This is a genomic window from Pseudomonas sp. (genome assembly GCF_030684895.1).
Classification (GTDB): Bacteria; Pseudomonadota; Gammaproteobacteria; order Pseudomonadales; family Pseudomonadaceae; genus Aquipseudomonas.
In genome coordinates this window covers 1-22521 of sequence record NZ_JAUXXP010000059.1, presented here as the reverse complement: position 1 = coordinate 22521, position 22521 = coordinate 1, and the positions used below count along the sequence as shown (strand labels likewise).

Sequence of the window (22521 nt, the reverse complement as noted above, 5' to 3'; positions counted from 1 at the left end):
AGGTCATTATGTCAGTCAGTCGAAAATGGATCTTTCCTGCCGCCAGCGTTGCCGTCGTGGCAATTATCGCCGGCCTGCTCTGGTACACCCTGCGCCCCGAGGGCCTGGGGGATGGCTTCGCCAGCGGTAACGGACGGATTGAAGCCACCGACGTTGACGCGGCCAGCAAGCTACCGGGGCGCATCGCCAGCATTGAGGTTGAGGAGGGCGAGTTCGTCGAGGCCGGGCAAGTGATTGCGCGCATGGACACCCAGGTACTCCAGGCGCAAGTGCTGCAGGCCCAGGCGCAAATGCGCCAGGCGCAGAACAGCCAATTGACGGCCAGTGCCCAGGTTCGCCTGCGCGAGAGTGAGAAAGTCACCGCGCAGGCCATCGTGCGCCAGCGCCAGGCTGAAGTGTCTGCCGCGCAAAAGCGCCACGCCCGCAGCGCGATCCTGGTCAAACGCAATGCCATGGCGCAGCAGCAACTGGATGACGACCTTGCCCGGCTGCAAAGCACCCAGGCGGCGCTGGCGGCCGCACAGTCCCAGGTTATTTCGGCTGAGGCGGGCATTGCCGCCGCACAGTCCCAGGTGATTGAGGCGCAGTCGGCTGTGGAGGCCACCCAAGCCAGCGTCGAGCGCTTACAGATCGATATCGAGGACAGTCAGCTCAAGGCGCCGCGCGCAGGGCGTGTGCAGTACCGCATCGCCGAGCCGGGTGAGGTGATCGGCGCGGGCGGCAAGGTGCTTAACCTGGTCGACCTGAGCGATGTCTACATGACCTTTTTCCTGCCGGAGCAGCAGGCCGGCCGGGTGGCGCTGGGTGCCGAAGTTCGTCTGGTGATCGATGCCGTACCGCAGTATGTAATTCCGGCCAAGGTCAGCTACGTGGCCAGCGTCGCCCAGTTCACGCCGAAAACCGTGGAAACCGCCAGCGAGCGCGAAAAGCTGATGTTTCGGGTCAAAGCACGGCTTGATCCAGAACTGTTGCAGCGCCACCTCACTCAGGTGAAAACCGGCGTACCCGGCGTGGCTTATCTGCGCCTCGACCCACAGGCCGAGTGGCCTGCAGAACTGGCGATCAAGGTTCCGCAGTGAGTGCGCCTGCAGCGCCAGTCGCGCAGCTGCAGGATGTCAGCCTGCAGTACGGCAAAACCTGCGCCCTCAATGCAGTCAGCCTGGAAATTCCCGCGCAGTGCATGGTTGGCTTGATCGGCCCAGACGGTGTGGGCAAATCCAGCCTGTTGGCGCTGATTGCCGGCGCACGCAAAATCCAGAGCGGGCAGATCGAAGTGCTCGGCGGCGATATGGCCAGCCGCGCTCACCGCCGGCAAGTCTGTCCGCATATCGCCTATATGCCCCAGGGGCTGGGCAAGAACCTCTATCCGACGCTCTCGGTGATCGAGAACCTGGACTTCTTTGCCCGCCTGTTTGGCCAGGCCGAAGCTGAACGTAAAACCCGTATTGCCGAACTGCTGCGCAGCACGGGCCTCAGTGAATTTGGTGAGCGGCCAGCGGGCAAACTGTCCGGCGGCATGAAGCAAAAACTCGGGCTGTGTTGCGCGCTGATCCACGACCCTGACTTGCTGATCCTCGACGAGCCCACCACCGGCGTCGATCCGCTGTCGCGTAACCAGTTCTGGGAATTGATCGAACGTATTCGCCGCCAGCGCCCGCAGATGAGTGTGTTGGTAGCCACTGCGTACATGGAGGAGGCCGAGCGCTTCGACCATTTGCTGGCCATCGATGACGGTGCCGTATTGGCCACCGGCAGCCCGGCCGAGCTGCTGCAACGCACTCAATGCACAAGCCTGGAAGAGGCGTTTATCGCCCTGATGCCGGAAGCCAAACGCCAGGGCCATAAGCAACTGGTGATCCCGCCACGCCCGGCTGGCGAACAGGAAATTGCCATTGAAGCGCGCGACCTGAGCATGCGCTTCGGCGATTTTGTCGCGGTCGACCACGTCGACTTCCGCATCGAGCGCGGGGAAATCTTCGGCTTTCTCGGCTCCAATGGCTGCGGCAAAACCACCACCATGAAGATGCTTACCGGCTTGCTGCCCGCCAGCGAAGGGCAAGCCCTGCTATTCGGTCAGGAGGTAAATGCCAGCGATATGGCCACGCGCAAGCGGGTCGGCTATATGTCGCAGTCATTCTCGCTGTATGCCGAGCTGAGTGTGCGGCAGAACCTGGTGTTGCACGCCCAGCTGTTTCACGTACCGGGCACGGAGATAGCAGGGCGGGTGACTGCCATGGCTGAGCGTTTCAGCCTTGGCGACGTTATGGAGCAGCTGCCCGAGCGCCTGCCGCTGGGTATTCGCCAGCGTCTTTCACTGGCTGTAGCGGTCATCCATAAGCCAGAAATTTTGATCCTCGATGAGCCGACATCAGGCGTCGATCCAATTGCCCGTGATGTGTTCTGGCAGATGATGCTCGACCTTTCGCGCAATGACGGCGTGACGATATTTATCTCCACCCACTTTATGAACGAAGCCCTGCGTTGCGACCGCATCTCCTTGATGCACGCCGGCAAGGTGCTCGACAGCGACACGCCCAAAGCCCTGATGGCCAAGCGCGGCCTGCCAACCCTGGAGGCGACCTTTATCGCCTACCTGCAGGATGCCGTCGGCGAAAAAGCACAACAGCCCGCACCAGAAGCGGAGGCTCCAGCAGCGCAGAGCAATGAGCTGAAACGCAAGCGCTTCAGCCTGCTGCGCCTGTTCAGCTATACCCGCCGGGAAGCCCTGGAACTGCGCCGCGACCCGATTCGCGGCAGCATGGCGTTGCTCGGCAGTCTGTTGCTGCTGTTTATCATTGGCTACGGCATCAGCCTGGATGTCGAGAACCTGACCTACGCGGTGCTCGACCGCGACCAGACCACCACCAGCCAGGCGTACGCGCTCAACCTGGCCGGCTCGCGCTACTTTATCGAGCAAGCGCCGCTGCGCGATTACGACGAGCTGGACCGGCGCATGCGCAGTGGCGAGATCAGCCTGGCGGTGGAAATCCCGCCCAACTTCGGCCGTGACCTCAAGCGCGGTGGCGTACCGCAAATCGGCATGTGGCTCGACGGCGCCATGCCGATGCGCGCCGAAACCATCAAAGGCTATGTGATGGGCCTGCATGCCGGCTACTTGCAGGAGCTGGCCCGCCAGGACAGTGCGTCTACGCGAAGTAGCCTGCCGACCCTGGAGGTGCGCTACCGCTACAACCCGGATGTGGAAAGCCTGAATGCCATGGTGCCGGCGGTGATTCCGCTGCTGCTGATGCTGATTCCGGCAATGCTTACCGCCCTTGGCGTGGTGCGCGAAAAGGAGCTGGGCTCGATCATCAACCTGTATGTCACGCCGGTTACCCGCCTGGAGTTTCTGCTTGGCAAGCAACTGCCTTACATCGCCCTGGGCATGCTCAATTTTGTGCTGCTGGTGATAGCGGCGGTATGGGTGTTCGATGTGCCGCTCAAGGGCAGCCTACTGGCCTTGCTAACCGGTGGCCTGCTGTACATCAGCTGCGCCACGGCCATGGGCTTGCTGATGTCGACCTTTACCCGCAGCCAGATTGCTGCGGTATTCGGCACGGCCATCGTCACCCTGATTCCGGCCATCCAGTTCTCCGGGCTGATCTACCCGGTGGCATCACTCGAAGGCTTTGGCGCGCTGGTTGGGCAGATTTATCCCACCTCGCACTTTCTCATCATCAGCCGTGGGGTGTTCTCCAAAGCGCTGGGTTTCACTGAGCTGTACAGCTATTTCATCGCGTTGCTGATTACCATCCCCGTCCTGCTGGCACTGTGCACCAGCCTACTGAAAAAGCAGGAGGCCTGAGATGGAACAGCTGGCGAATATCTTCCACCTGGGGCTCAAGGAACTGCGCAGCCTGCAGCGTGACCCTGCGCTGCTCTTGCTGATTATCTGGGCCTTTACCCTGGGCATCATCACGGCCGCCACCAGCATGCCGGAGAGCCTGCACAACGCCTCGATTGCAGTGGTCGACGAAGACCGCTCACCGCTCTCGGCCCGCTTGATTGATGCCTTCCAACCACCGTTTTTTCGCCCGCCGCAACGTATCGAACTGAGCGAAATGGATCACGGCATGGACTCCGGGCAGTACACCTTCACCCTCAATATCCCACCGGATTTTCAGCGCGATGTACTTGCCGGGCATAGCCCCGCGATCCAGCTCAACGTCGATGCCACACAGGTGAGCATGGCGTTTACCGGTGCGGGCTATATCCAAATGATCGGCGTCGAGGAAGTCAGCGCGTTCTTGCGCCACTACCGTGCCGATCTGCCGCAGCAGGCCGCATTGGCCGTGCGCGTCGCGTTTAACCCAAACCTGACGCGCAGCTGGTTCGGCTCGGTGATGGAGGTGATCAACCAGATCACCATGCTGTCGATCATTCTCACGGGCGCAGCACTGATCCGCGAACGCGAACACGGCACCATCGAGCACCTGCTGGTGATGCCGGTGACGCCACCCGAGATCATGCTGGCCAAGGTCTGGTCGATGGGCCTGGTCGTGCTGCTGGCCACCGCGTTGTCGCTGCTGCTGGTGGTGCAAGGCTGGCTGCAGGTACCAATTGCCGGCTCGCTGCCGCTGTTCTTGTGCGGCGCGCTGCTGCACCTGTTCGCGACCACCTCAATGGGCATTTTCTTCGGCACCATCGCGCGCTCGATGCCGCAATTGGGCCTGTTGATCATTCTGGTGCTGATCCCGCTGCAGATCCTTTCCGGCGGCACCACACCGCGTGAAAGCATGCCCGAGCTGGTGCAGCAGATCATGCTGGTGGCGCCGACCACTCACTTCGTCGATCTGGCCCAGGCGATTCTCTATCGCGGCGCGGGTTTCGCCACTGTGTGGCCGCAGTTCCTGGCGATCATTGGCATCGGCGCGCTGTTTTTTACCGGCGCGCTGCTGCGCTTTCGTAAGACGCTGGCACAGATGTCCTAAGGGTGGCGCAGCAAGGGCTTACGCCACCACGGGGCCGTGCTTTAACAGCGTGCGAGTAGTTGACGACAGGTAGCAATCGACCCGCAGCGCTTAAACAAATACCTGCCGAACCATGCCGCGCGGGATGCGGTTTCTCCCCGGCAGTTGCTCCAGGCGCTGCTGCCATTCGGCGCGGGGTTTCAGAGTAGCGGTTGGCTTTACCAGCTCAGCCGCGGCAGCGGCCTTCGCCGCTTTTGCGGCGGCTCTGAGCTCAGCAAGACTTGGGGTTTTACGGACAGGTTCGGCAGTGCCTTTTTCAACGCTGCGCAGGCACAGCTTGCATGAAACCTGAGTGACATCCTGGGTACTGCTCAGGTTCGAGCCGGTGCGTCCACATGCGACATTTTCCGCGGACGCGGTGTAGTGAATAGCCAACGTGTTGTCTCCTGCATTTTTGGGGCGCGGGATTCTACACGGTTCGCTTAGCACGCCAACTGCTTATTGCGGGGGCGAGGCAGGGCTAGGGGGAAGGCTGGATAGTGGCGGCAGGTCGAAGCATGCGCGGTTGGGCGTGATAACCCTTCGCCTTGGATTTCAGCTTCACCGCGGTAGTTGCTGGGTGGGTTGGTAAATGCACGATAGGCCGCAGTCGGCCAAACGTGGTCAGTCCTCCCGATTAGTAGGTCCGTCCCCTTTTGTTTTTTTCATCAGCCGCGCCCTCTTTGCTCGCCGCCCTAAACGGCCAAGTGTGTCGATGCAGTCAGGAGCAACCCAGCATGTTCATTTTGCCAGGGCAACAGGCTCTCATACGCTCAGCTGAAGGAATTCGCGCTCCCAGGGGCTGATCACGCGCAGGTAGCTCTCATGCTCTTTACGTTTTACCGCGATGTAGCCCTGCACGAATTTGTGGCCCAGGTATTCCTTCAGCACCGCGCACTTCTCCATTTGTACCAGCGCATCCTCTATGGTGGTCGGCAGGCTTAGATTGCAGCGTTCGTTGGCACGCCCTTGCGCCGGAGCGCTGGGAGCAATCCTTTCGATCATGCCCAGATAGCCGCATAGCAGGCTGGCGGCCAGTGCTAGATAAGGGTTTGCGTCGGCACCCGGCAAGCGGTTCTCCACTCGCATGGCGGCAGGCGATGCCGCCGGTACGCGCAGACCCACGGTGCGATTATCGCGCCCCCACTCGACGTTAACCGGTGCGGAGGTGTCCGACAGGAAACGTCGAAAGGAGTTCACGTTCGGCGCTAACATCGGCAGCGCTATCGGCGTGTACTTCTGCAGGCCGCCGATGTAGTGAAGAAACAGGTCGCTCATGGAGCCGTCTTCGTTGGCGAAGAGGTTCCTGCCGGTGGTGAGGTCTTGCACGCTCTGGTGGATGTGCATGGCACTGCCAGGCTCATCGGTGATCGGCTTGGCCATAAAGGTCACGCTGACATCATGCCTGAAGGTGGCCTCACGCATGGTGCGCTTGAACACAATGATCTGGTCGGCCAGGCTCAAGGCGTCGCCATGATGGAAGTTGATCTCCATCTGTGCGGGACCACCTTCGTGAACCAGCGTGTCCAGGCCCAAACACTGAGTCTTACACCAGCTGTAGACGTCGTCGAATAACGCGTCGAACTCGTTGGCGGCTTCGATGGAGAAGCTCTGTCTGCCGCTTTCCGAACGCCCGGAGCGACCTTCGGGAGCCTCGATGGGGAGGTCGGGGTCGATGCTGCGCTTGGTCAGGTAAAACTCCATTTCCGGCGCCACTACCGGCTTCCAGCCTTTGTCGGCATAGAGCCCGAGCACTCGCTTGAGCACATTGCGCGGCGACAGTTCGACGGGGTTGCCGAGCCTGTCGAAGGTGTCGTGAATGACCATCGCTGTCGGCTCCAATGCCCACGGCAGCAGGAAAATGGCATTCGGGTCCGGACGGCAGATCATGTCGACGCCCGCCTCGTCGAGCAGGTGGTAATAGTCTTCGTCCTTGATCAAGTCGCCGGTCACCGTCAGCAACAGGATGCCCTCCGGAAGTCGCATTCCGCCTTCGTCGAGGAATTTGTTGATAGGAGAAATCTTGCCGCGGGCGACGCCGGTGAGGTCGCTCACCACGCATTCGATTTCGGCAATGCCCTGTTGCTTAAGCCGTTGTTCAAGCTGTCCAACTGAAGGTGTCATACAAGCCTCGAAAAGTTCATGAGTGTGACTAATAAGGCACCTGGGTCAGGTGCCTCTGCTTCTTGAAATGACCCCGGCTGTGCTAGCGCTGCAGCTGAACAGGCCAGGGGGCGAGAAGGATTTCGGGCCATGGAGGCATCGAGTGGCATGAGGAAGTTTGTTGCGACCTGATCAGCATGCCCAACGTCTACGGGCTGGCTGGCGTAGATAGAGCACGACTGCGGCGCGCAGTTTGTCGACGCCGAATGTGCGCATGCGCAGGAACTGCGCGTGGCTGACTGGCACGTTCTGGCAGTCCAACGACTGGCGCTGACGACTGGGATCGTGTAGGTAGACGAAGTCATGGTCGCAGCCGGTGACCAACACCCAATGCGGCGCCTTGTTGCGAGTGAAGCGGTAGCTGCTGATCAGCACTAGCGGTTGGCCGCCGCCGATGAGCACTTGGCTTAGATCCAGTGCTCCGGCGGGTAGGCTTTCGACGTCGCTGGACTGCAGTTCCTCGCAGAACGCCTCGTGTACCTGACGCATCACCTCGCGCTTACTTTCGCGGCGCACTCCGTCGAGGAACAACGGCCCCTGCACGCTGACCTGCAGGCACACGCGGAAACCACGCCGCCAGGCTGCCAGTGCGAGCCCCTGCGGGCTACAGCCGCCATGCCCAGAGGTCATGAAGATGGTGGTAGCCTCACGCCATAACTGGATTTCCTCGCGGCGCTGCAACGGGCTAGCCGGCTGCAGGGCAGCCATGGCCATCATCAGGCTGGCGGGGCCGCAGGTGAACTCGGTGGTCTGCTGGTAGTACGGCACTGCGCGGATTGCCCCGAGCGGGCGCTGGATGATGCACTTCTCGTAGCGCAGGGCCTTTGTGTGATCCTCGTAGTAGTCGTCCACCTCGGCGAAGCGCCGGTAACCGGCTCCCTCATAGAGGCGGATAGCCGTGGTGTTGTCGGTGCGCACTTCCAAGCGCAGGTAGGCGCAGTCGTGCTCAAGTGCCCACTGCTCGGCCTCGGCCAGTAGACGCTTGCCCAGCCCGTGGCCGCGCGCCTCAGGGGCGATGGCGATGGAATAGAGACGCGCCAGCGAGGTGCGGCGATGAAACAGCAACAGCGCATAGCCCATCACCTGCTTCTGGTGTTGGGCCACAATCAGGCTCGCGTTGGCCCGTGTGATCATCCACTGGAAGCTGCGGGGCGAGAGACGGTCGTGCTCGAAGCACTGGTTTTCCAGAGCGAGCAGGGGCGCTAGGTCGTCGGCGATGGCACTGCGAAAAGAGAAATGCATAGGGCGTGGTCGGTGGCTTTGAGGCGTTTTGAGCGGATGTCAGAGCGGGGCAGACGTATCGTCGCGGCGATCCGGGTTGCGAGCTGAGCGCTGTTCGCCTGCCGTCATGAAGCGTTTGTCGAAGTAGTTGATGGCGAAGGCGACGAGCAGGATCACAGGTAGCACGAGCAGACCGATATCTTGGGATTCCATGATGTTTCCTTGGCGTGGTTGACGGCTAGCTTGCAGCCCTTACAGGGCGGCAAGCAGAGGGCGGCAGAGTGCGGGCAGGCGGTGAACCGAATAGGCGCCGCAGGCCCAGCAGCATCAGTCCTGCCAGGCCGGTCAGGGCGGCGATAAACAAGGGATAGGACACCCACCACGGCACGGCCTGAGTGATCATGCTGAATTCGGACATGCCGCCGATGCCTGCGATCAGATTCAGCGGCAGGAACACCACGTTGATCAGGGTGAGCTTGCGCAACATCTCGTTCATGTTGGCGTTGAGCAGGTTGCCGCGAGCGTCCATCAGCCCCGACAGCACAGAGGCGTATATCTCGGCCTGCTTTATGCACTGCTCGTTCTCGATAATCAGGTCGTCGAGCAACCCCAGGGTGGCTGCTTCGAAGCCGGCCCGCTCGCCATAGTCGCGCAGGCGGCCGAGCACCGCGCCGTTGCTCTGTATGGCGTTGAGGTAGTAGATCAGGCTCTCACTGAGGCCGAACATCTGCAGCAGATGCTGGTTGTGCATGGTCTGGTTGAAACGTTGCTGCAGTTCGCGTGCCGCCAGCTTTATAACCTTGAGATGACCCTGATAGTGGTGGATGTTGCTCAGCAACAGCGCCAGCAGCACATCCAGAGGCCGCTGCAGGTCGCGACGCTTGTGCAGGCTGCATAGTAGAGAGTCGGCGGTGGCAATCAGTAGCAGCTGGCGCTCGTCGAGCAGCATGCCGAACGACGATACCTCGAAGGTGCAGTTCTCGTTGCCGGAATAGCTCTCCGGCCGCTTCCATATCAGGAACAGCGCGCCGGGGTGGAACTCGACGCGCGAGATTTCGTCCGGATCTAGCGCCGAGTCCAGGGTGTGCGCGTCTAGGCCAAAGCGCTGGCGCAGCCAGTCGCGCTCCGCGGTATCCGGGGCGATGCATAGTTGTAAGGGCGCGGTATCGTCGCTACAGGCGAGCAGCGCGCCGCCTTTCAGTTGATAGCTCTGGCGCATGCTGTCACCTCAGGTCAAGGCACCGCGCCGTTTGAGTTCGAGGCGACGGACGAAGTCTTCCAGCACCAGCCTGTAAAGCTCGTCGCCCAGGTATGCGTCCTCAATGCCGGCGTCGAGGTTGGGGTTGTCATTGACCTCAATCACTTTGACGCTACCGTCGACCTGCTTGAGATCCACGCCATACAGTCCATCACCGATCAGGTTGGCGGTCCTCACTGCTAGCTCGACCACTTCCTTCGGCGCGTCTTCGACCGGTACGGTGCGGCATTCGCCGATCACCTCGGCGCCCTTGGCCTTGTGGTTGACGATCTGCCAGTGGCCCTTGGACATGAAGTACTGGCAGGCGAAGATCGGCTGACGGTTGAGCACGCCGATGCGCCAGTCGTATTCGGTGAAGAGGAACTCTTGGGCCAGCAGCAGGACCGAGTGTTCGAACAGCTGTGCGCTGGCCTCGCGCAGTTGCTGCGAGTCTTCGACTTTGATCACCCCGCGCGAGAAACAGCCATCGGGAATCTTCAGCACCATGGGGAAGCCCAAGCGTTCGCCGACCTTATCCAGTTCCTGCGGGTTGTCGCGGTAGAGGATTTCCGTGGCCGGCATGCTCTGCTCCTGGCTACGCAGTAGGTCGGTGAGATAGACCTTGTTGGTACAGCGCAGGATCGAGGTCGGGTCGTCCATCACGATCAGCCCCTCGCTCTCGGCCTTCTTGGCGAAGCGGTAGGTGTGGTCGTCGACGCTGGTGGTCTCGCGGATCAGCAACGCGTCATATTCGGCAAGGCGCGAGTAGTCTTTCTTTTCGATCAGGTCGACGTCGATCCCCAGCGTCTTACCCACGCGCACGAAGTTTTCCAAGGCACGGGCGTTGGATGGCGGCAGCTGTTCGTCTGGGTTATGCAGGATGGCCAGGTCGTAGCGCATCACCTGGCGCGAGCGGGGCGTGCGCCAGACCTTGCGACTGAAACCGTCGAGGGCCTGGGCGAACTGGTCCTCCTGCTGCTCACGCAATTTGTGCAGCGAGCCGGGACGCAGTCCCGCGATCTGCCAGCTGTCGCCCTTGCGGAAGTCGACCAGCAGAATGGGGCATGGAAAAGCCTCGAACAGCTGGCGAGCGATGTCCTGCAGTGGCGCCAGGTCGGTCTTGCCGAAATACAGGCTGAGTGTGAAACCCTCCATGTCGGCGCAGGGATGCTGGGCCAGGGCCTTGTCCAGCGAGCGTTCCATATCGTCCAGAGCCAGACCGTAGAGTGAACGGCGTGCCAGATCGCTAATGCTACGTACCGAGGGGATGACCTTGTGCCCGCGCGCCTCGGCCAGCAGCGAGCAGTAGTAGCCGTGACCCAGGTATTTGTAGTTGCGGCACAGGTTGATCACCTGGGTGCGCTTGGTGCCGTCGCCCATGCGTGACTGCTCCAAGTATTCACGCGCGGTGAGCATGTTCTCGCTAGGCAGGTAGGACGACCAGTCCTCCTTGCGCTCAACGATGATCAGCACTTCGCGGGTGCTTTTCAGCGCCTCGGCTGTCGGCATCGGATGGAGGGCTGAGGTGAAGTGAGGACGGCAAAGATTGGCTTGTACAGAAGGCATCTATCTGACCCGTTGATGAGTTGGCGTGCTCCAATAAACAGCCAATTCCGGGAAATGTCTTTGCACTCTACGAAAGCTTTACGCAGATGCGCTGAAACTATACAGCGGCGCTCCAAGGCGCTCAGTGTTCGGGGCTCCTAATGTGTCAAATGGCTTCTAGTGCGGCCTGAAGAGTGAGTCGCCTCCAGAATGTATCGACGCTAAATGTGATCTTTTTTTTGCCGAAAACAGCCCGTCACTGAAGTGCACAGCCGGTGTTCCCCCGGTCGCCGCGATTTGCCATACACGGCGTTGCTCGACAGAATCGCGCCCCGATTCGGCCAAAGGGCCGGACGTCGAGGCTGAGAAGGGGCTGGAGTTGAACGATCAGACATTGTCTATGCGCCTGGAGCGTGTGGCGGCGCATGTGCCGGCAGGGGCGCGGTTGGCTGATATTGGCTCGGATCACGCCTATCTGCCGGTGGCGTTGATGCGCCGTGGTGTCATCGAGGCAGCAGTGGCGGGGGAGGTGGCGTTGACGCCGTTCCACGCGGCTGAACGTAGCGTTCGTGAGAATGACCTGGGCCAACGTATCAGCGTGCGTCTGGCAGATGGTTTGGCGGCGATTGAGGCGGGCGATGCAATCACGGCAATCAGCATCTGCGGAATGGGCGGCGAGCGGATTCGCGACATCCTCGACAGCGGTAAGGCGCGCCTGAGTGGTCAGGAGCGTTTGATCCTGCAGCCCAACGGCGGTGAGCAGCCGTTGCGCCAATGGCTGATGGACAATGGCTACCGCATCCTCTGTGAGGAACTGCTGCGGGAGAATCGCTTTGCCTACGAAATCATCGTTGCCGAACGCTCTGGCCCGGTTATCTACAGCGCCGAGGAGCTGTACTTTGGCCCGCTGCAGATGCAGACGCGCAGCCCGGCGTTCCTCGCCAAGTGGCAACGCATGCTGCGTCTAAAGCAGCAGACCCTGGCCGACTTCGCTCAGGCGCGGCAGGCGGTGTCGGAAGAGAAGGTGCAGAAAGTCGCCCAGCAGACGCAGTGGATTACTGAACTGCTGGCGTAAGTCGGCCTCAGGCGGCGAGCGTGCAGCACTAGACCGTCGGCACTGTTCCGCCATCAATCACAAACTCACTGCCAGTGATGGCGGCTGCGCGGGGCGAGGCCAGAAAGGCAATCAGCTCAGCCACCTCTGAGGGCTTGGCAGGGCGGCCCAGCGGAATACCGCCAAGGGCATCCATGATGATCCGTTTTCCTCCCTCGTAATCGGTACCGGCTTCCTGCGCCAGCCGCTCGGCCAAGGCGACCGAGGCTTCGGTCTCGATCCAGCCCGGCGACACCCGTACAACACGCACACCTTGTGGCGAAACCTCTTTCGACAGGCTTTTGCTGTAAGTCGACAGCGCCGCCTTGGCCGCCGCGTAAGCCGTGGTGGCTTCGGGCAAGGGCAGGCGGTTCTGAATCGAGGTTACATGGATGATCACCCCGCTCTGGCGCTGCAGCATCTGCGGGAGCAGGGCGCGATCCAGGCGCACGGCCGGCAGCAGGTTAAGGTCGAGTTCGCGTTGCCACTGCGCGTCGTCCAGTACCGCAAAGCCGCCGCTGGGTGCCGATGAGCCGCCCAGGACGTGGACGATGATGTCCACATCGCCCAGCCGTTGCCTAGCTGCGGCGACTAGGGTTTCGCAGCCTTCCGGGGTCGCGAGGTCGGCCTGCACAAACAGCTCAGCCGGCAGGTCGCTGCTGGCCTGTCGGGCGCAAGTCAGCACCTGTGCACCCTCGGCGAGAAACAGCTCGACTACCGCGCGGCCGACGCCTTTGCTGCCGCCGGTGACCAGCACGCGTTTGCCGCTCAGGTCGAGGTTCATGGCGCAATCTCCAGTGAGCGGATCTGGCCGTCTTGCAGCAGGAACAAGTGATTTAGCTGCAGCGGGCTGCCGGGGAAGTTACCGACCAGACGTGCCGTGACGCTCAGCGTGTCGTCATTCTGCGTCGCCGCCAGCGGCTCGACGCTGTAGGTGAATGCCTGGCGGGCTTCCTGTTGCCAGGCTGCGATGGCGGCAATGCCGTGGTGCGTGCGGTTTTCGTCGGTCACCCTGGCGTCCGCGCAGAAGCAGGCGGCAAGGCGCGAGATGTCGCCGCCATTGCTGACATCGAAGTAGGTTTGTACGGCGTCAGGCAGGTGCAGGTTCATGGCCTGATCTCCTCTCACAGTGGGTTGGGTTTACGACTGTGATCTTGCCGCTTGGTTGATAGTTTGCTCAACTGGGACAGATGTTAACGACCTATCCCGAATATCAGGACAATTGCATGGCAGATTCGCGCCTTGGTCTCAATGAGCTGGAAGCTGTACTGGCCGTGGCACGCCGGGCGTCGTTTCGGCAGGCAGCCATCGATCTGGATGTTTCGACCACCGCATTGAGCCACACCATTGCCAAGCTGGAGGCGAGCCTCGAAACGCGGCTGTTCAATCGAACCACCCGCAGCGTGTCGCTGACCGAGGCGGGCGCGATGTACCTGCAGCAGGTCGGTCCGGCGTTGCAGGAGGTACGGGCGGCGCTGGAAGCGGTGCGCTCGCACAATGCCGGGCCGTCGGGGGTGTTACGCATCAATGCGTTCGCCAGTGCCGCGCGCGCAGCCCTGTTGCCACTGGTGCTGGAATTTCTGCAGCGTTATCCGAAGGTGCATATCGACCTGGTGACCGAAGGCCGCCTGGTGGACATAGTCGCGGACGGTTTTGATCTGGGCGTACGCGCTGAGAGTCTCGTACCCAGCGATATGATCGTGATCCCGCTTGGCCAGCCGCAACGCTATGCCGTGGTTGGCTCGCCCGCCTACTTCGCCCAGCATGGCCGGCCGCGTAGTCCGGCGGATCTGCTCAACCATCAGTGCATCCGCATCCGCCTACCCAATGGCGCGATTTACCCCTGGCATTTCGAGCGTGCGGGGGAGGTGACCCGGCTTGATGTGGCTGGCCAACTCACTCTGGACGAGCCGAGTGTCGCCAAGGCGGTGGTGCAGGCAGGCGTGGGGCTGGGCTTTTTTATGCAGCAGGATGTGCAGGCCGAACTCGACGCCGGGCAATTCGAACGCGTGCTGGAGGCGTGGACGCCGCTCCGCGACAACCTGTGCCTGTACTACCCGAACCGGCGTAACCCCTCCGCCGCGCTCAAGGCCTTCACCGCCCTGGCGCGCGGCAATCTGCCGAGCAAAGACCAGCTGGGGTAATTCACCCGACTGTCCACAAGCGCCTGCTATCAGGCGATCAAACCCAGGGTCAGCCCCTTCAAGGTGGCGGCCGCGCGGGTGGAGCAACCCAGTTTGCGGAAGATGCTTTCCATGTGGGTGCGCACGGTACTCGGGCTGATCTCCAGTCGCCGCGCCACTTCCTTGTTGCTGGCGCCACGGCTGATTTCCAGCAGAATGGCGCACTCGCGGGGGGTGAGCAGCGCGTTCTTTGGCTGCGGCAAACGGCGTTCGCCACGTACGGCGGCGATCACCGCTGCGCAGATGTCAGCGTCAAACAGACCACGGCTGGCGTCCTGTTTGAGCAGCCGCGCCGCCTCTGCTTCGCTATGGGCGGGCCGCCAGGGTCGGTCACTCCTTAACGCCACCCAGGCAACCGCGCTGGCGAGCAAGCGATACGCGGCGCACTGGGCATCGGCCGACGCACCGCGAAAGTAGCCGCTGCCGTCGAGTCGTTCGTAGGCATGGGCGGCTATCTCGCCAGGTGCGGCCAGTTCAGCGAGCTGCCGTGATGCCTTGTGCGTCCAGTAAGGGACGAGGTGGATACGTTCTGTGGCGCCGTAGGGCAGCGGCCCGGCGGTGTTCCACAGCTGATTGGAGACGGCTGCGCGGCCCAGGCCATGGATCAGCGCGGCCTTGCCAATCTCCGTTTGATCTAGCTCTGGCAGCCCCCACAAACGTGCGGCCTCGACGGCGATCTGCGCCACTTGCCGGGAATAACCTGCCAGCCAGGGCAACTTCAGATCGATCACATCGCCCACCAGGGTCAGTGATACGGGGCGTTCGAGTCGGGTGTCGTCCTGCACGTCGGGCGTTTTTTCCAGTTCCGCCAGCCAGGCCTTGGCATTGCGCACCAGCAGCGTGGCGAGGGCGGCGGGGTAGCGGCGGTCGGATTGTTCGCTGATCCAACTCAGCGCCGCGTCCAGGCCATGGGCGCGGCTGAGAATGTCCAGGTCGCCGGCCAGCACCACCTGATAGGCCACGTCCGGGATGTGCTCGTGGCTCACGCCGAAAGGGCGGCCGGTTCCGTCATAGGTTTCAAATATCCGGCACAAGCCGGCTTCGACCGCTGCGCCAAGTTCGAGGGTTTTCGCGATCTGGCCAGACACCTCGCAATGCACCACGGCGAGTGGCGCCGCCTGGTGCACGGCGTTCATCTGTTCGGCGCCCAGGGTCTGGTCGAGCATCGCGCGGCGGCCATCGACATCATTGCCCAGCAGATGGGCGAAACCATCGGCGTTGGCGGTGCAGCCGGACCAGCGCAGCAAGGCGACCTGTTGCGCCGTCATCAGGTGCTCGCCGTCGCCGTGCATGGCGCGGGCCAGCATCTGCGCCATGCGGGCCACGCGCTGGGAGTGGCCAAGGGGCTGGCCCATGCTGAGGTCGCCGACCTGGGAGATAGCCCCCAGTGCCCCGCTTAATGAGATGTCGAATCGCAATGCGCTATCCATGAAAAAAGCCCCAGGGTCGGATAAATGACCGATACCCGCTAAGCAGGCCCGTCAGCAGAATTTGAACTCCCAACACAGGAGTTCAGCCCATGAAAACATTCAAGTCGCAACTCGTTACCGCCGCCTTCGCCCTGACCAGCACCCTTATGGTAAGTGTCAGCCAGGCTGCCGAGGCAACGCCTTCGGTGGTCATCGTACACGGCGCCTTCGCCGACGGCTCGGACTGGGCCAAGGTAGTGCCGTACCTGCAGGCTGAAGGGGTTGCGGTGACGGTCGTACAAAACCCGCTGACCTCGCTGGCCGATGACGTTGCCGCCACGCAGCGCGTGCTGAACAACCAGCCAGGCAACGTGGTGCTGGTCGGCCATTCCTGGGGCGGCACGGTGATCAGTGAAGCCGGCGCCCACGAGAACGTCAGCGCCCTGGTGTACGTCGCTGCCTTCGCGCCTGATGCAGGCCAGTTCAGTGGCGAGCAGGGCAAGGGCGCGCCTACCCCGCCTGGCATCAGCCAGATCAAGGCTGACAGCAACGGCTTCCTCTACCTGACGCCAGAAGGCATGGCCAAGGACTTCGCCCAGGATCTCCCGGCGGCACAGACTGCTGTGATGAGCGCAACGCAAGGCCCGATCAAGGCATCCGCCTTCGATGACCGGACCACGGTCGCGGCGTGGAAGACCAAGCCGTCCTGGTACCTGCTCGCCTCTGAGGACCGCATGATCCATCCCGACGTGCAGCGCTCCAGTGCCAAGCGTATCGGCGCAACCCTGACCGAACTGGGCACTAGCCATGTGCCGCAGCAGTCGCAGCCTGGCGAAGTGGCCAAGGTGATTCTCGAAGCGGTACGCAGTGTTGGCGAGCAGTGATCGGAAATACGGTTTCATGCTCACGGCCTATGACCTGAATAATTAAGCGCTTAACCTCTCCCGGATGTGCTCGCAGCCACTGCATAGTTTCAGCAGTAGGCTGTGAGCAGGCGCTACGCTAGTAGCGCTTTATGCAATTCTTAAAGCCAATCTCGACGTTGGGCGGTGAGTGTGGATAGGTTTCAGGAGATGAAAGTACTGCTGGCCGTTGCGGAAGCAGAAAGCTTTGCCGGCGGCGCCAAGCTGGTGGGGATGTCGCCGCCCAGCGTGACCCGGGTGATTGCCGGCCTGGAGAAACGTCTGGGCACGCTGTTGCTGGCGCGCAGCACGCGTAGTCTGCGCCTGACCGAGGCGGGGCGGCGTTATGTGGAGGACTGCAAGCGCATCCTGCTGGAGCTGGAAGAGGCCGAAGAGTTGGCCACCGGCAGCAGCATTCGTGCACGGGGCAACCTCACCGTGACGGCGCCGGTGATGTTCGGCGAGCTGTATCTGATTCCGCTGATTACCGAGTACCTGTCAGCGCATCCGCAGGTGACGATCAATGCGCTGCTGGTGGATCGCCTGGTGAACATGGTGGAGGAGGGCGTGGACGTCGCCATCCGCATCGGCCAGCTGCCGGAAACCGGTCTGCAGGCCATCAAGGTCGGGCAAATCCGTCCGGTTATCTGCGCCGCGCCGGCCTTTCTCGAACGCTTTGGTCGGCCGCAAGAGCCCAAGGAGGTGCTGGCCGCGCCCATCGTGATGTCCTCTGCCAGCAGCCTGCTCACCGACTGGCAGTTCAACCTGGGCAGCAGTTCTCTCACCCTGCACCCCAAGCCGCGCCTATTGGTGAGCTCCAATCAGGCGGCGATCAATGCCGCATGCCTGGGCTGGGGGCTGACGCGGGTGCTGTCCTACCAGGTGGCCGAGCGGGTGGCCAAGGGTGAGCTGGAGATCATCCTCGATAGCTTTGAAGCCGCCGCGCTGCCGGTGCATGTGCTCTATCAAGGCGGCGGACGGGTGCCGGCCAAGGTGCGTACCTTTGTCGATTTTTGTGCCAGCCGCTTTCTGCAAGACCCGGCGCTGCAAAAGGTCGGGAGCGCTTAGCGCATGAGCCGTTACCAGCAGATGCAGGTGTTCGCTGCGGTGGTGCAAGCCGGTAGCCTGGCAGCGGCCGCGCGGCAGCTGGAGCTTTCCCCTGCGACCATCATGCGCAGCATTGCCGCACTGGAAGCACGGCTGAACAACCGCCTGCTTATTCGCGGACCGCGCGGCGTCGAGTTGAGCCCGACGGGCGAGCAGTTTGCCGTCAGCTGTCGGCAGATTCTCGAACAAGCCGCGGTGGCCGAACGCTCCGCCGCCGGCCTGCATGCATGCCCTGCCGGTCGCTTGACCCTGTCGTTACCGATGCTGATGGATCAGCAGGTGTTTATGCCCATCGCCCTCGACTATCTGGCGGCTTTTCCCGAGGTGCAGCTGGTTACCCGGGCCAGCGAAGGCGTGCCCAAACTGCTTGAGGAAGGCATTGATATCGCCCTGGTGGTGGGCCATTTGCCGAACTCTTCCGGCTTCGCCATGCCGGTGGGCAAGGTGCAACCGGTTGTCTGCGGCGCTCCCGGCTATTTGGCAAAGTGGGGTCGCCCGCAGACGCCGGACGACCTCAAAGCACACCGCGCGGTATTGACCACAGCCAGCGGACAGCACAACGAATGGCGCTTTCGTTGCGAGCGCGCCACGCGCCTGGTGAAACCTGCACCGGTGTTGACCTGCACCACTCAGCGCGCCGCCATTCATGCCGCAACCCTGGGGCTGGGTCTGATTCGCTGTATGAGCTATGAGGCACACCATGAATTGCAGAACGGCTTGCTCGAGCCGGTATTGAGCGGCTTTGTTAGCCAGGAGCTGCCTGCACAGTTGATCTACCGCGACGGCCGCCGGGCCGAGGCACGGGTGCGCACTTTTATCGACTTCGCCACGCCCAGGCTGCGCGCTCATCCGGCATTTCTTGGCTAACAGCCGCATTCTTTTGCAAAACGAAATTATGCATTGCTCTGCATGGTGATTCTGCTTGGCCGCGAGCGAGCGCAGCATGGACCTACCAGCGCAAAAGCCGCCAACCCGGTTTGACGCCGCTGACTACCCTGACCCCATACGGAGCCGCACCATGTCTCAGCCAGCTATCAAACTTTATCGCCACCCACTTTCTGGCCACGCCCATCGCGTCGAGCTGTTGCTGTCACTGTTAAAGCTGCCCACCGAATTGGTGTTTGTCGACCTGGCCAACGGGGCGCACAAAAAACCTGAATTCCTCGCGATCAACGCCTTCGGCCAAGTGCCGGTTATCGACGACAACGGCACCATCCTTAGCGACTCGAATGCCATTCTGGTTTACCTGGCGAAGAAATATGGCAACGGTAAGTGGCTGGCTGAAGAGCCTTTGGCTGCTGCGCGCATTCAGCGCTGGCTGTCGGTGGCTGCCGGCCAACTGGCTTACGGCCCGGCATCTGCACGGCTGATCACGGTGTTCGGCGCTGCACTCAATGCCGAGGATGTGATCGCTCGCTCCCACGCCTTGCTCAAGGTGATGGACGGTGAACTGGCCAGCAGTCCTTTCCTGGCGGGCACTGCCGCGACCATCGCCGATGTTGCCAACTACACCTATATCGCCCATGCGCCTGAAGGCAATGTATCGCTGCAGGCCTATCCGAACGTGCGCGCTTGGTTGGAGCGGGTAGAGGCACTTCCCGGGTTCGTGCCGATGCAGCGCACCGCCGCAGGTCTACAAGCCGCCTGAGTCGCCGCAGGCTGCCGGACTTCCCGGCAGCCTTATCGAGGAGCGCATTGCATGGATCATCTGCCTAAACACCGCCGCTCGCCCTGGCATACCGGGGAAAAAACGCTTCAGGAAACCTACGGCGTCTCCGAACGCATGGAGGTGATCGGGCAGAAGGTTATTCGCGATTACATGCCCGACCAGCACCGCGAGTTTTACCAGCAACTGCCGTTTATGCTGGTCGGCGCGGTCGATGCACAGCAGCGGCCCTGGGCCACTCTGCTTGAGGGGCCAGAAGGTTTCGTCACCTCGCCCGATCCGCAGCAATTGCTACTGGCCGTTCAACCCGATGCGCAGGACCCGGCCGCTGCCGGCCTGCAACCCGGCCAGGCCATCGGCCTGCTCGGTATCGAACTGCATACACGGCGGCGCAATCGCATCAACGGGGTGATCCAGCAAGTCTCTGCCGATGGCCTGGCCGTGGCGGTCGAGCACTCCTACGGCAACTGCCCCAAGTACATTCAGGCCCGCAGCTATAGCCGCACTACGGCGCCGCTGAAGCATCGCGCTGCACGCGAGGATTTCACCGCGCTGAATGCCCGCACCACCGAGCTGATCCGTGCGGCCGACACCTTCTTTATCGCCAGCTACTTCGACCATGACGCGCACAGCCGCTCGGTGGATGTTTCACATCGCGGTGGCCGCGCCGGCTTTGTCAAAGTCGAAGGCAACCGGCTGACCATCCCCGACTACGCCGGCAACCTGTTCTTCAACACCCTGGGCAACCTGCAGGCCAACCCTGTCGCCGGCTTGCTGTTTGTCGATTTCGCCACTGGCGACCTGCTGCAACTCACCGGGCGCACTGAGCTGATTCTCGATAGCCCGATGATCCACGCCTTTGAAAGTGCCGAGCGTCTGTGGACCTTCGAGGTTGAACAGGTGGTATTGCGCCCGGCTGCCGTATCGCTGCGCTGGGAATTTCACGACTACGCGCCGACCAGCCTGGCCACCGGCAATTGGGCTGACGCAGACGAGAAGCTGCGCCAGAACGAGCAACGCCGCCAGTGGCAACAATGGCGCGTGACCCAGGTGCAGCAGGAGAGCCATGACATCCGCTCGTTATATCTTCAGCCGCTGGATAACGCGGCGGTGGCGTTCACCCCTGGGCAGCATATGCCGCTACGCCTGCAAACAGCTGGCGCTGAAGCGCCGCTGATCCGTACCTACAGCGTTTCCAGTGCGCCGTCTGACGGGCATATCCGCATCAGCGTCAAAGCCCAGGGGCCGGCCTCGCATCACCTGCACCAGCAGGTGCAGGTAGGCGATGTGCTGGAGGTTCGCCCGCCCATGGGCAGCTTCACCCTGACCGAGGAAAGCGAGCGTCCGGTGGTGTTGATTGCTGCCGGGGTCGGCATCACGCCCTTGCTCTCGATGTTCCGCGAGCTGGCCGCGCAGAATGTTCAGCGGCAGCGGCAACGCCATGTGTATCTGTTCCAAAGCGCCCGAACCCTGGCGGACCTGCCGTTCCAGGCCGAACTCAAAGCGTTGCAGCAACGCGATGCCGAGCACCTGCATATCCACCGCGCCTTGAGCAGTCCGGGCGCTGAGGCGGTTGTTGGCCGTGACTTTGAAATCACCGGCCGCCTCGACTTTGCCCAGGTCAAGGCGCGGCTGCCGCTGGATGACTACGACTTCTACCTGTGCGGCCCCGGCGGCTTTCTGCAGGCCATGTACGACGGGCTGCGGGCGCTGAATATTGTCGATAAGCGCATCCACGCGGAAGCATTCGGCCCCTCGACGTTGCAACGCTCAGCGGTTGAACAGGCGGCTGCACCGATTCAGCTGCCCGCCGCCAGCGTGCCGGTGCCGGTCTATTTCTCCTCATCGGCGAAAGAGGCGCGCTGGACACCGGGCAGCGGCAGCCTGCTGGAGCTGGCGGAAAGCCGTGGCCTGAACCCCGACTTCAGCTGCCGTGGCGGCTCTTGCGGCACCTGCAAAACACGCCTGGTCAGCGGCCACGTGCATTACCCCAATCCACCGGCGCAACTGCCAGAAAGCGGCAGCGTATTGATCTGCTGCGCCGTACCGGCGGAACTGGACGGCGCTATCCAACCCCTGGTGCTTGATCTCTAGTGAGGTGCTGCGACATGCACAGCGAAATAGTTGGCGGCGACGACTCGCCCGCAGCGTTGCGTGAAACGCCAGGGGAGTGGGAGGTGAACTATCTGCTGCCACAAATGCTACCCGGTACGGAGTACCCGACGTACGCCACGACGGCGTGGCTATCGCACGGATTGAGGCCGCTGTTCGCCGCGTTGCGGGCGCCAAGAATGGCTCCCCGGTGGTTCAGTCGACGCGCTGTGAGTGCGCAGCCATAACCCGTTATCGCCTCTCTCCATTTACAAAAAACAGGAGCAACCGCCATGTCTAACGCTGAAATTCGCCAACCGGTTCCACCCTTTACCCGTGAGTCCGCCATCTTAAAAGTCCGCCTCGCCGAAGATGGCTGGAACAGCCGCGATGCGGCAAAAGTGGCCCTGGCCTATACCCCGGATACCCAATGGCGTAACCGCGCGGAGTTCGCCAGCAGCCGTGCCGAGGCGCAGGCGTTTTTACAGCGCAAATGGCGCAAAGAACTGGAGTACCGCTTGATCAAGGAGCTGTGGGCCTTTACCGATAACCGCATCGCCGTGCGCTATGCCTACGAATGGCACGACGACTCGGGCAACTGGTTTCGCTCCTACGGCAACGAGAACTGGGAGTTCGCCGAAAACGGCCTGATGGCCCACCGCTTTGCCTGCATCAATGACCTGCCCATTGAGGAGTCCGAGCGCAAATTCCGCTGGCCCTTGGGCCGTCGCCCTGATGACCATCCGGGGCTTTCGCAGTTGGGGCTGTAGGTTCCGTCGGCTTCGGATTATTAGTGTTGCGCGGTAGTGGGTGGTTGAATCGCCCCGGCTTTTGTGGAGGCCGTTTCGTTTAAGTCAGGCCGCCATGGCCTGACCTGTTTGTTGCTGGTGGAAGTTTGCCTCAGCCTCCGCAGGCGGGATATAGCCGATTGAACTCAGCAACCGTTGGTGGTTGT

20 protein-coding genes are annotated in these 22521 nt (G+C 62.0%); 11 read left to right on the top strand and 9 right to left on the bottom strand.

Annotation, left to right across the window (positions count from 1 at the left end; translation table 11 throughout):
- Positions 1-8 precede the first annotated feature (8 nt).
- The 3 genes from Q8M42_RS13510 to Q8M42_RS13500 are packed head-to-tail and all read left to right on the top strand — an operon-like array spanning position 9 to position 4931.
- On the top strand, positions 9-1079 hold the full coding sequence (locus tag Q8M42_RS13510; RefSeq protein ID WP_304865376.1) for an HlyD family secretion protein: 1071 nt from the start codon (positions 9-11) through the stop codon (positions 1077-1079).
- Positions 1076-3805, top strand: a complete 2730-nt coding sequence (rbbA, locus tag Q8M42_RS13505) for a ribosome-associated ATPase/putative transporter RbbA (protein WP_304865374.1) — start codon at positions 1076-1078, stop codon at positions 3803-3805. The genes Q8M42_RS13510 and rbbA overlap by 4 nt, the downstream gene beginning before the upstream one ends.
- 1 nt (position 3806) lies before the next feature.
- A complete protein-coding gene (locus tag Q8M42_RS13500; protein WP_304865372.1) occupies positions 3807-4931 on the top strand; it encodes an ABC transporter permease in 1125 nt (374 codons plus the stop codon).
- Between the two features lie 90 nt (positions 4932-5021).
- Here the strand turns inward: Q8M42_RS13500 and Q8M42_RS13495 are convergent, their stop codons facing one another.
- From Q8M42_RS13495 to Q8M42_RS13470, 6 genes are all read right to left on the bottom strand, one after another.
- On the bottom strand, positions 5022-5345 hold the full coding sequence (locus Q8M42_RS13495; protein WP_304865370.1) for a hypothetical protein: 324 nt from the start codon (positions 5343-5345) through the stop codon (positions 5022-5024).
- A gap of 369 nt (positions 5346-5714) precedes the next feature.
- Positions 5715-7073, bottom strand: a complete 1359-nt coding sequence (locus tag Q8M42_RS13490) for a glutamine synthetase family protein (RefSeq protein ID WP_304865368.1) — start codon at positions 7071-7073, stop codon at positions 5715-5717.
- Positions 7074-7244: 171 nt separating this feature from the next.
- The gene (locus Q8M42_RS13485) at positions 7245-8354 is read right to left on the bottom strand and encodes a GNAT family N-acetyltransferase/peptidase C39 family protein (protein WP_304865367.1); all 1110 of its coding nucleotides are present in this window, start codon (positions 8352-8354) and stop codon (positions 7245-7247) included.
- Between the two features lie 39 nt (positions 8355-8393).
- A complete protein-coding gene (locus Q8M42_RS13480; RefSeq protein WP_304865365.1) occupies positions 8394-8546 on the bottom strand; it encodes a hypothetical protein in 153 nt (50 codons plus the stop codon).
- Positions 8547-8571: 25 nt separating this feature from the next.
- The gene (locus Q8M42_RS13475; RefSeq protein WP_304865363.1) at positions 8572-9552 is read right to left on the bottom strand and encodes a magnesium transporter CorA family protein; all 981 of its coding nucleotides are present in this window, start codon (positions 9550-9552) and stop codon (positions 8572-8574) included.
- Between the two features lie 9 nt (positions 9553-9561).
- Positions 9562-11079, bottom strand: coding sequence for a RimK family protein (locus Q8M42_RS13470; protein WP_304865361.1), 1518 nt, complete (start codon positions 11077-11079; stop codon positions 9562-9564).
- Between the two features lie 415 nt (positions 11080-11494).
- Between Q8M42_RS13470 and Q8M42_RS13465 the strand changes: the two genes are divergently transcribed.
- Positions 11495-12190, top strand: coding sequence for a tRNA (adenine(22)-N(1))-methyltransferase TrmK (locus Q8M42_RS13465; protein ID WP_304865359.1), 696 nt, complete (start codon positions 11495-11497; stop codon positions 12188-12190).
- Between the two features lie 28 nt (positions 12191-12218).
- Here Q8M42_RS13465 and Q8M42_RS13460 read toward each other — a convergent pair whose 3' ends face one another.
- Positions 12219-12992, bottom strand: a complete 774-nt coding sequence (locus tag Q8M42_RS13460; protein ID WP_304865357.1) for an SDR family oxidoreductase — start codon at positions 12990-12992, stop codon at positions 12219-12221.
- Positions 12989-13318 carry a nuclear transport factor 2 family protein gene (locus Q8M42_RS13455; RefSeq protein ID WP_304865355.1) on the bottom strand — a complete coding sequence of 110 codons (330 nt, stop codon included), beginning with the start codon at positions 13316-13318 and terminating at the stop codon, positions 12989-12991. Before Q8M42_RS13455 ends, Q8M42_RS13460 begins: the two co-directional genes overlap by 4 nt.
- 116 nt (positions 13319-13434) lie before the next feature.
- Here Q8M42_RS13455 and Q8M42_RS13450 point away from each other — a divergent pair, with 116 nt between their 5' ends.
- A complete protein-coding gene (locus Q8M42_RS13450; RefSeq protein ID WP_304865353.1) occupies positions 13435-14352 on the top strand; it encodes a LysR family transcriptional regulator in 918 nt (305 codons plus the stop codon).
- Between the two features lie 29 nt (positions 14353-14381).
- Here the strand turns inward: Q8M42_RS13450 and Q8M42_RS13445 are convergent, their stop codons facing one another.
- A complete protein-coding gene (locus tag Q8M42_RS13445) occupies positions 14382-15821 on the bottom strand; it encodes an HD domain-containing phosphohydrolase (protein WP_304865351.1) in 1440 nt (479 codons plus the stop codon).
- Between the two features lie 89 nt (positions 15822-15910).
- Between Q8M42_RS13445 and Q8M42_RS13440 the strand changes: the two genes are divergently transcribed.
- From Q8M42_RS13440 to Q8M42_RS13415, 6 genes are all read left to right on the top strand, one after another.
- A complete protein-coding gene (locus tag Q8M42_RS13440; RefSeq protein WP_304865349.1) occupies positions 15911-16684 on the top strand; it encodes an alpha/beta hydrolase in 774 nt (257 codons plus the stop codon).
- A gap of 189 nt (positions 16685-16873) precedes the next feature.
- Complete coding sequence (locus Q8M42_RS13435; RefSeq protein ID WP_304865347.1) at positions 16874-17770, top strand: LysR family transcriptional regulator; 897 nt, start codon at positions 16874-16876, stop codon at positions 17768-17770.
- Between the two features lie 3 nt (positions 17771-17773).
- Positions 17774-18676, top strand: coding sequence for a LysR family transcriptional regulator (locus Q8M42_RS13430; RefSeq protein WP_304865345.1), 903 nt, complete (start codon positions 17774-17776; stop codon positions 18674-18676).
- Between the two features lie 151 nt (positions 18677-18827).
- Positions 18828-19457, top strand: coding sequence for a glutathione S-transferase (locus Q8M42_RS13425; RefSeq protein WP_304865343.1), 630 nt, complete (start codon positions 18828-18830; stop codon positions 19455-19457).
- Between the two features lie 51 nt (positions 19458-19508).
- Positions 19509-21569 (top strand): pyridoxamine 5'-phosphate oxidase family protein, encoded by a 2061-nt coding sequence (locus Q8M42_RS13420; protein WP_304865341.1) that lies wholly within the window; start codon positions 19509-19511, stop codon positions 21567-21569.
- A 290-nt stretch (positions 21570-21859) separates the two neighbouring features.
- Positions 21860-22336 carry a nuclear transport factor 2 family protein gene (locus Q8M42_RS13415; RefSeq protein WP_304865339.1) on the top strand — a complete coding sequence of 159 codons (477 nt, stop codon included), beginning with the start codon at positions 21860-21862 and terminating at the stop codon, positions 22334-22336.
- The last annotated feature ends 185 nt before the right edge of the window (positions 22337-22521 follow it).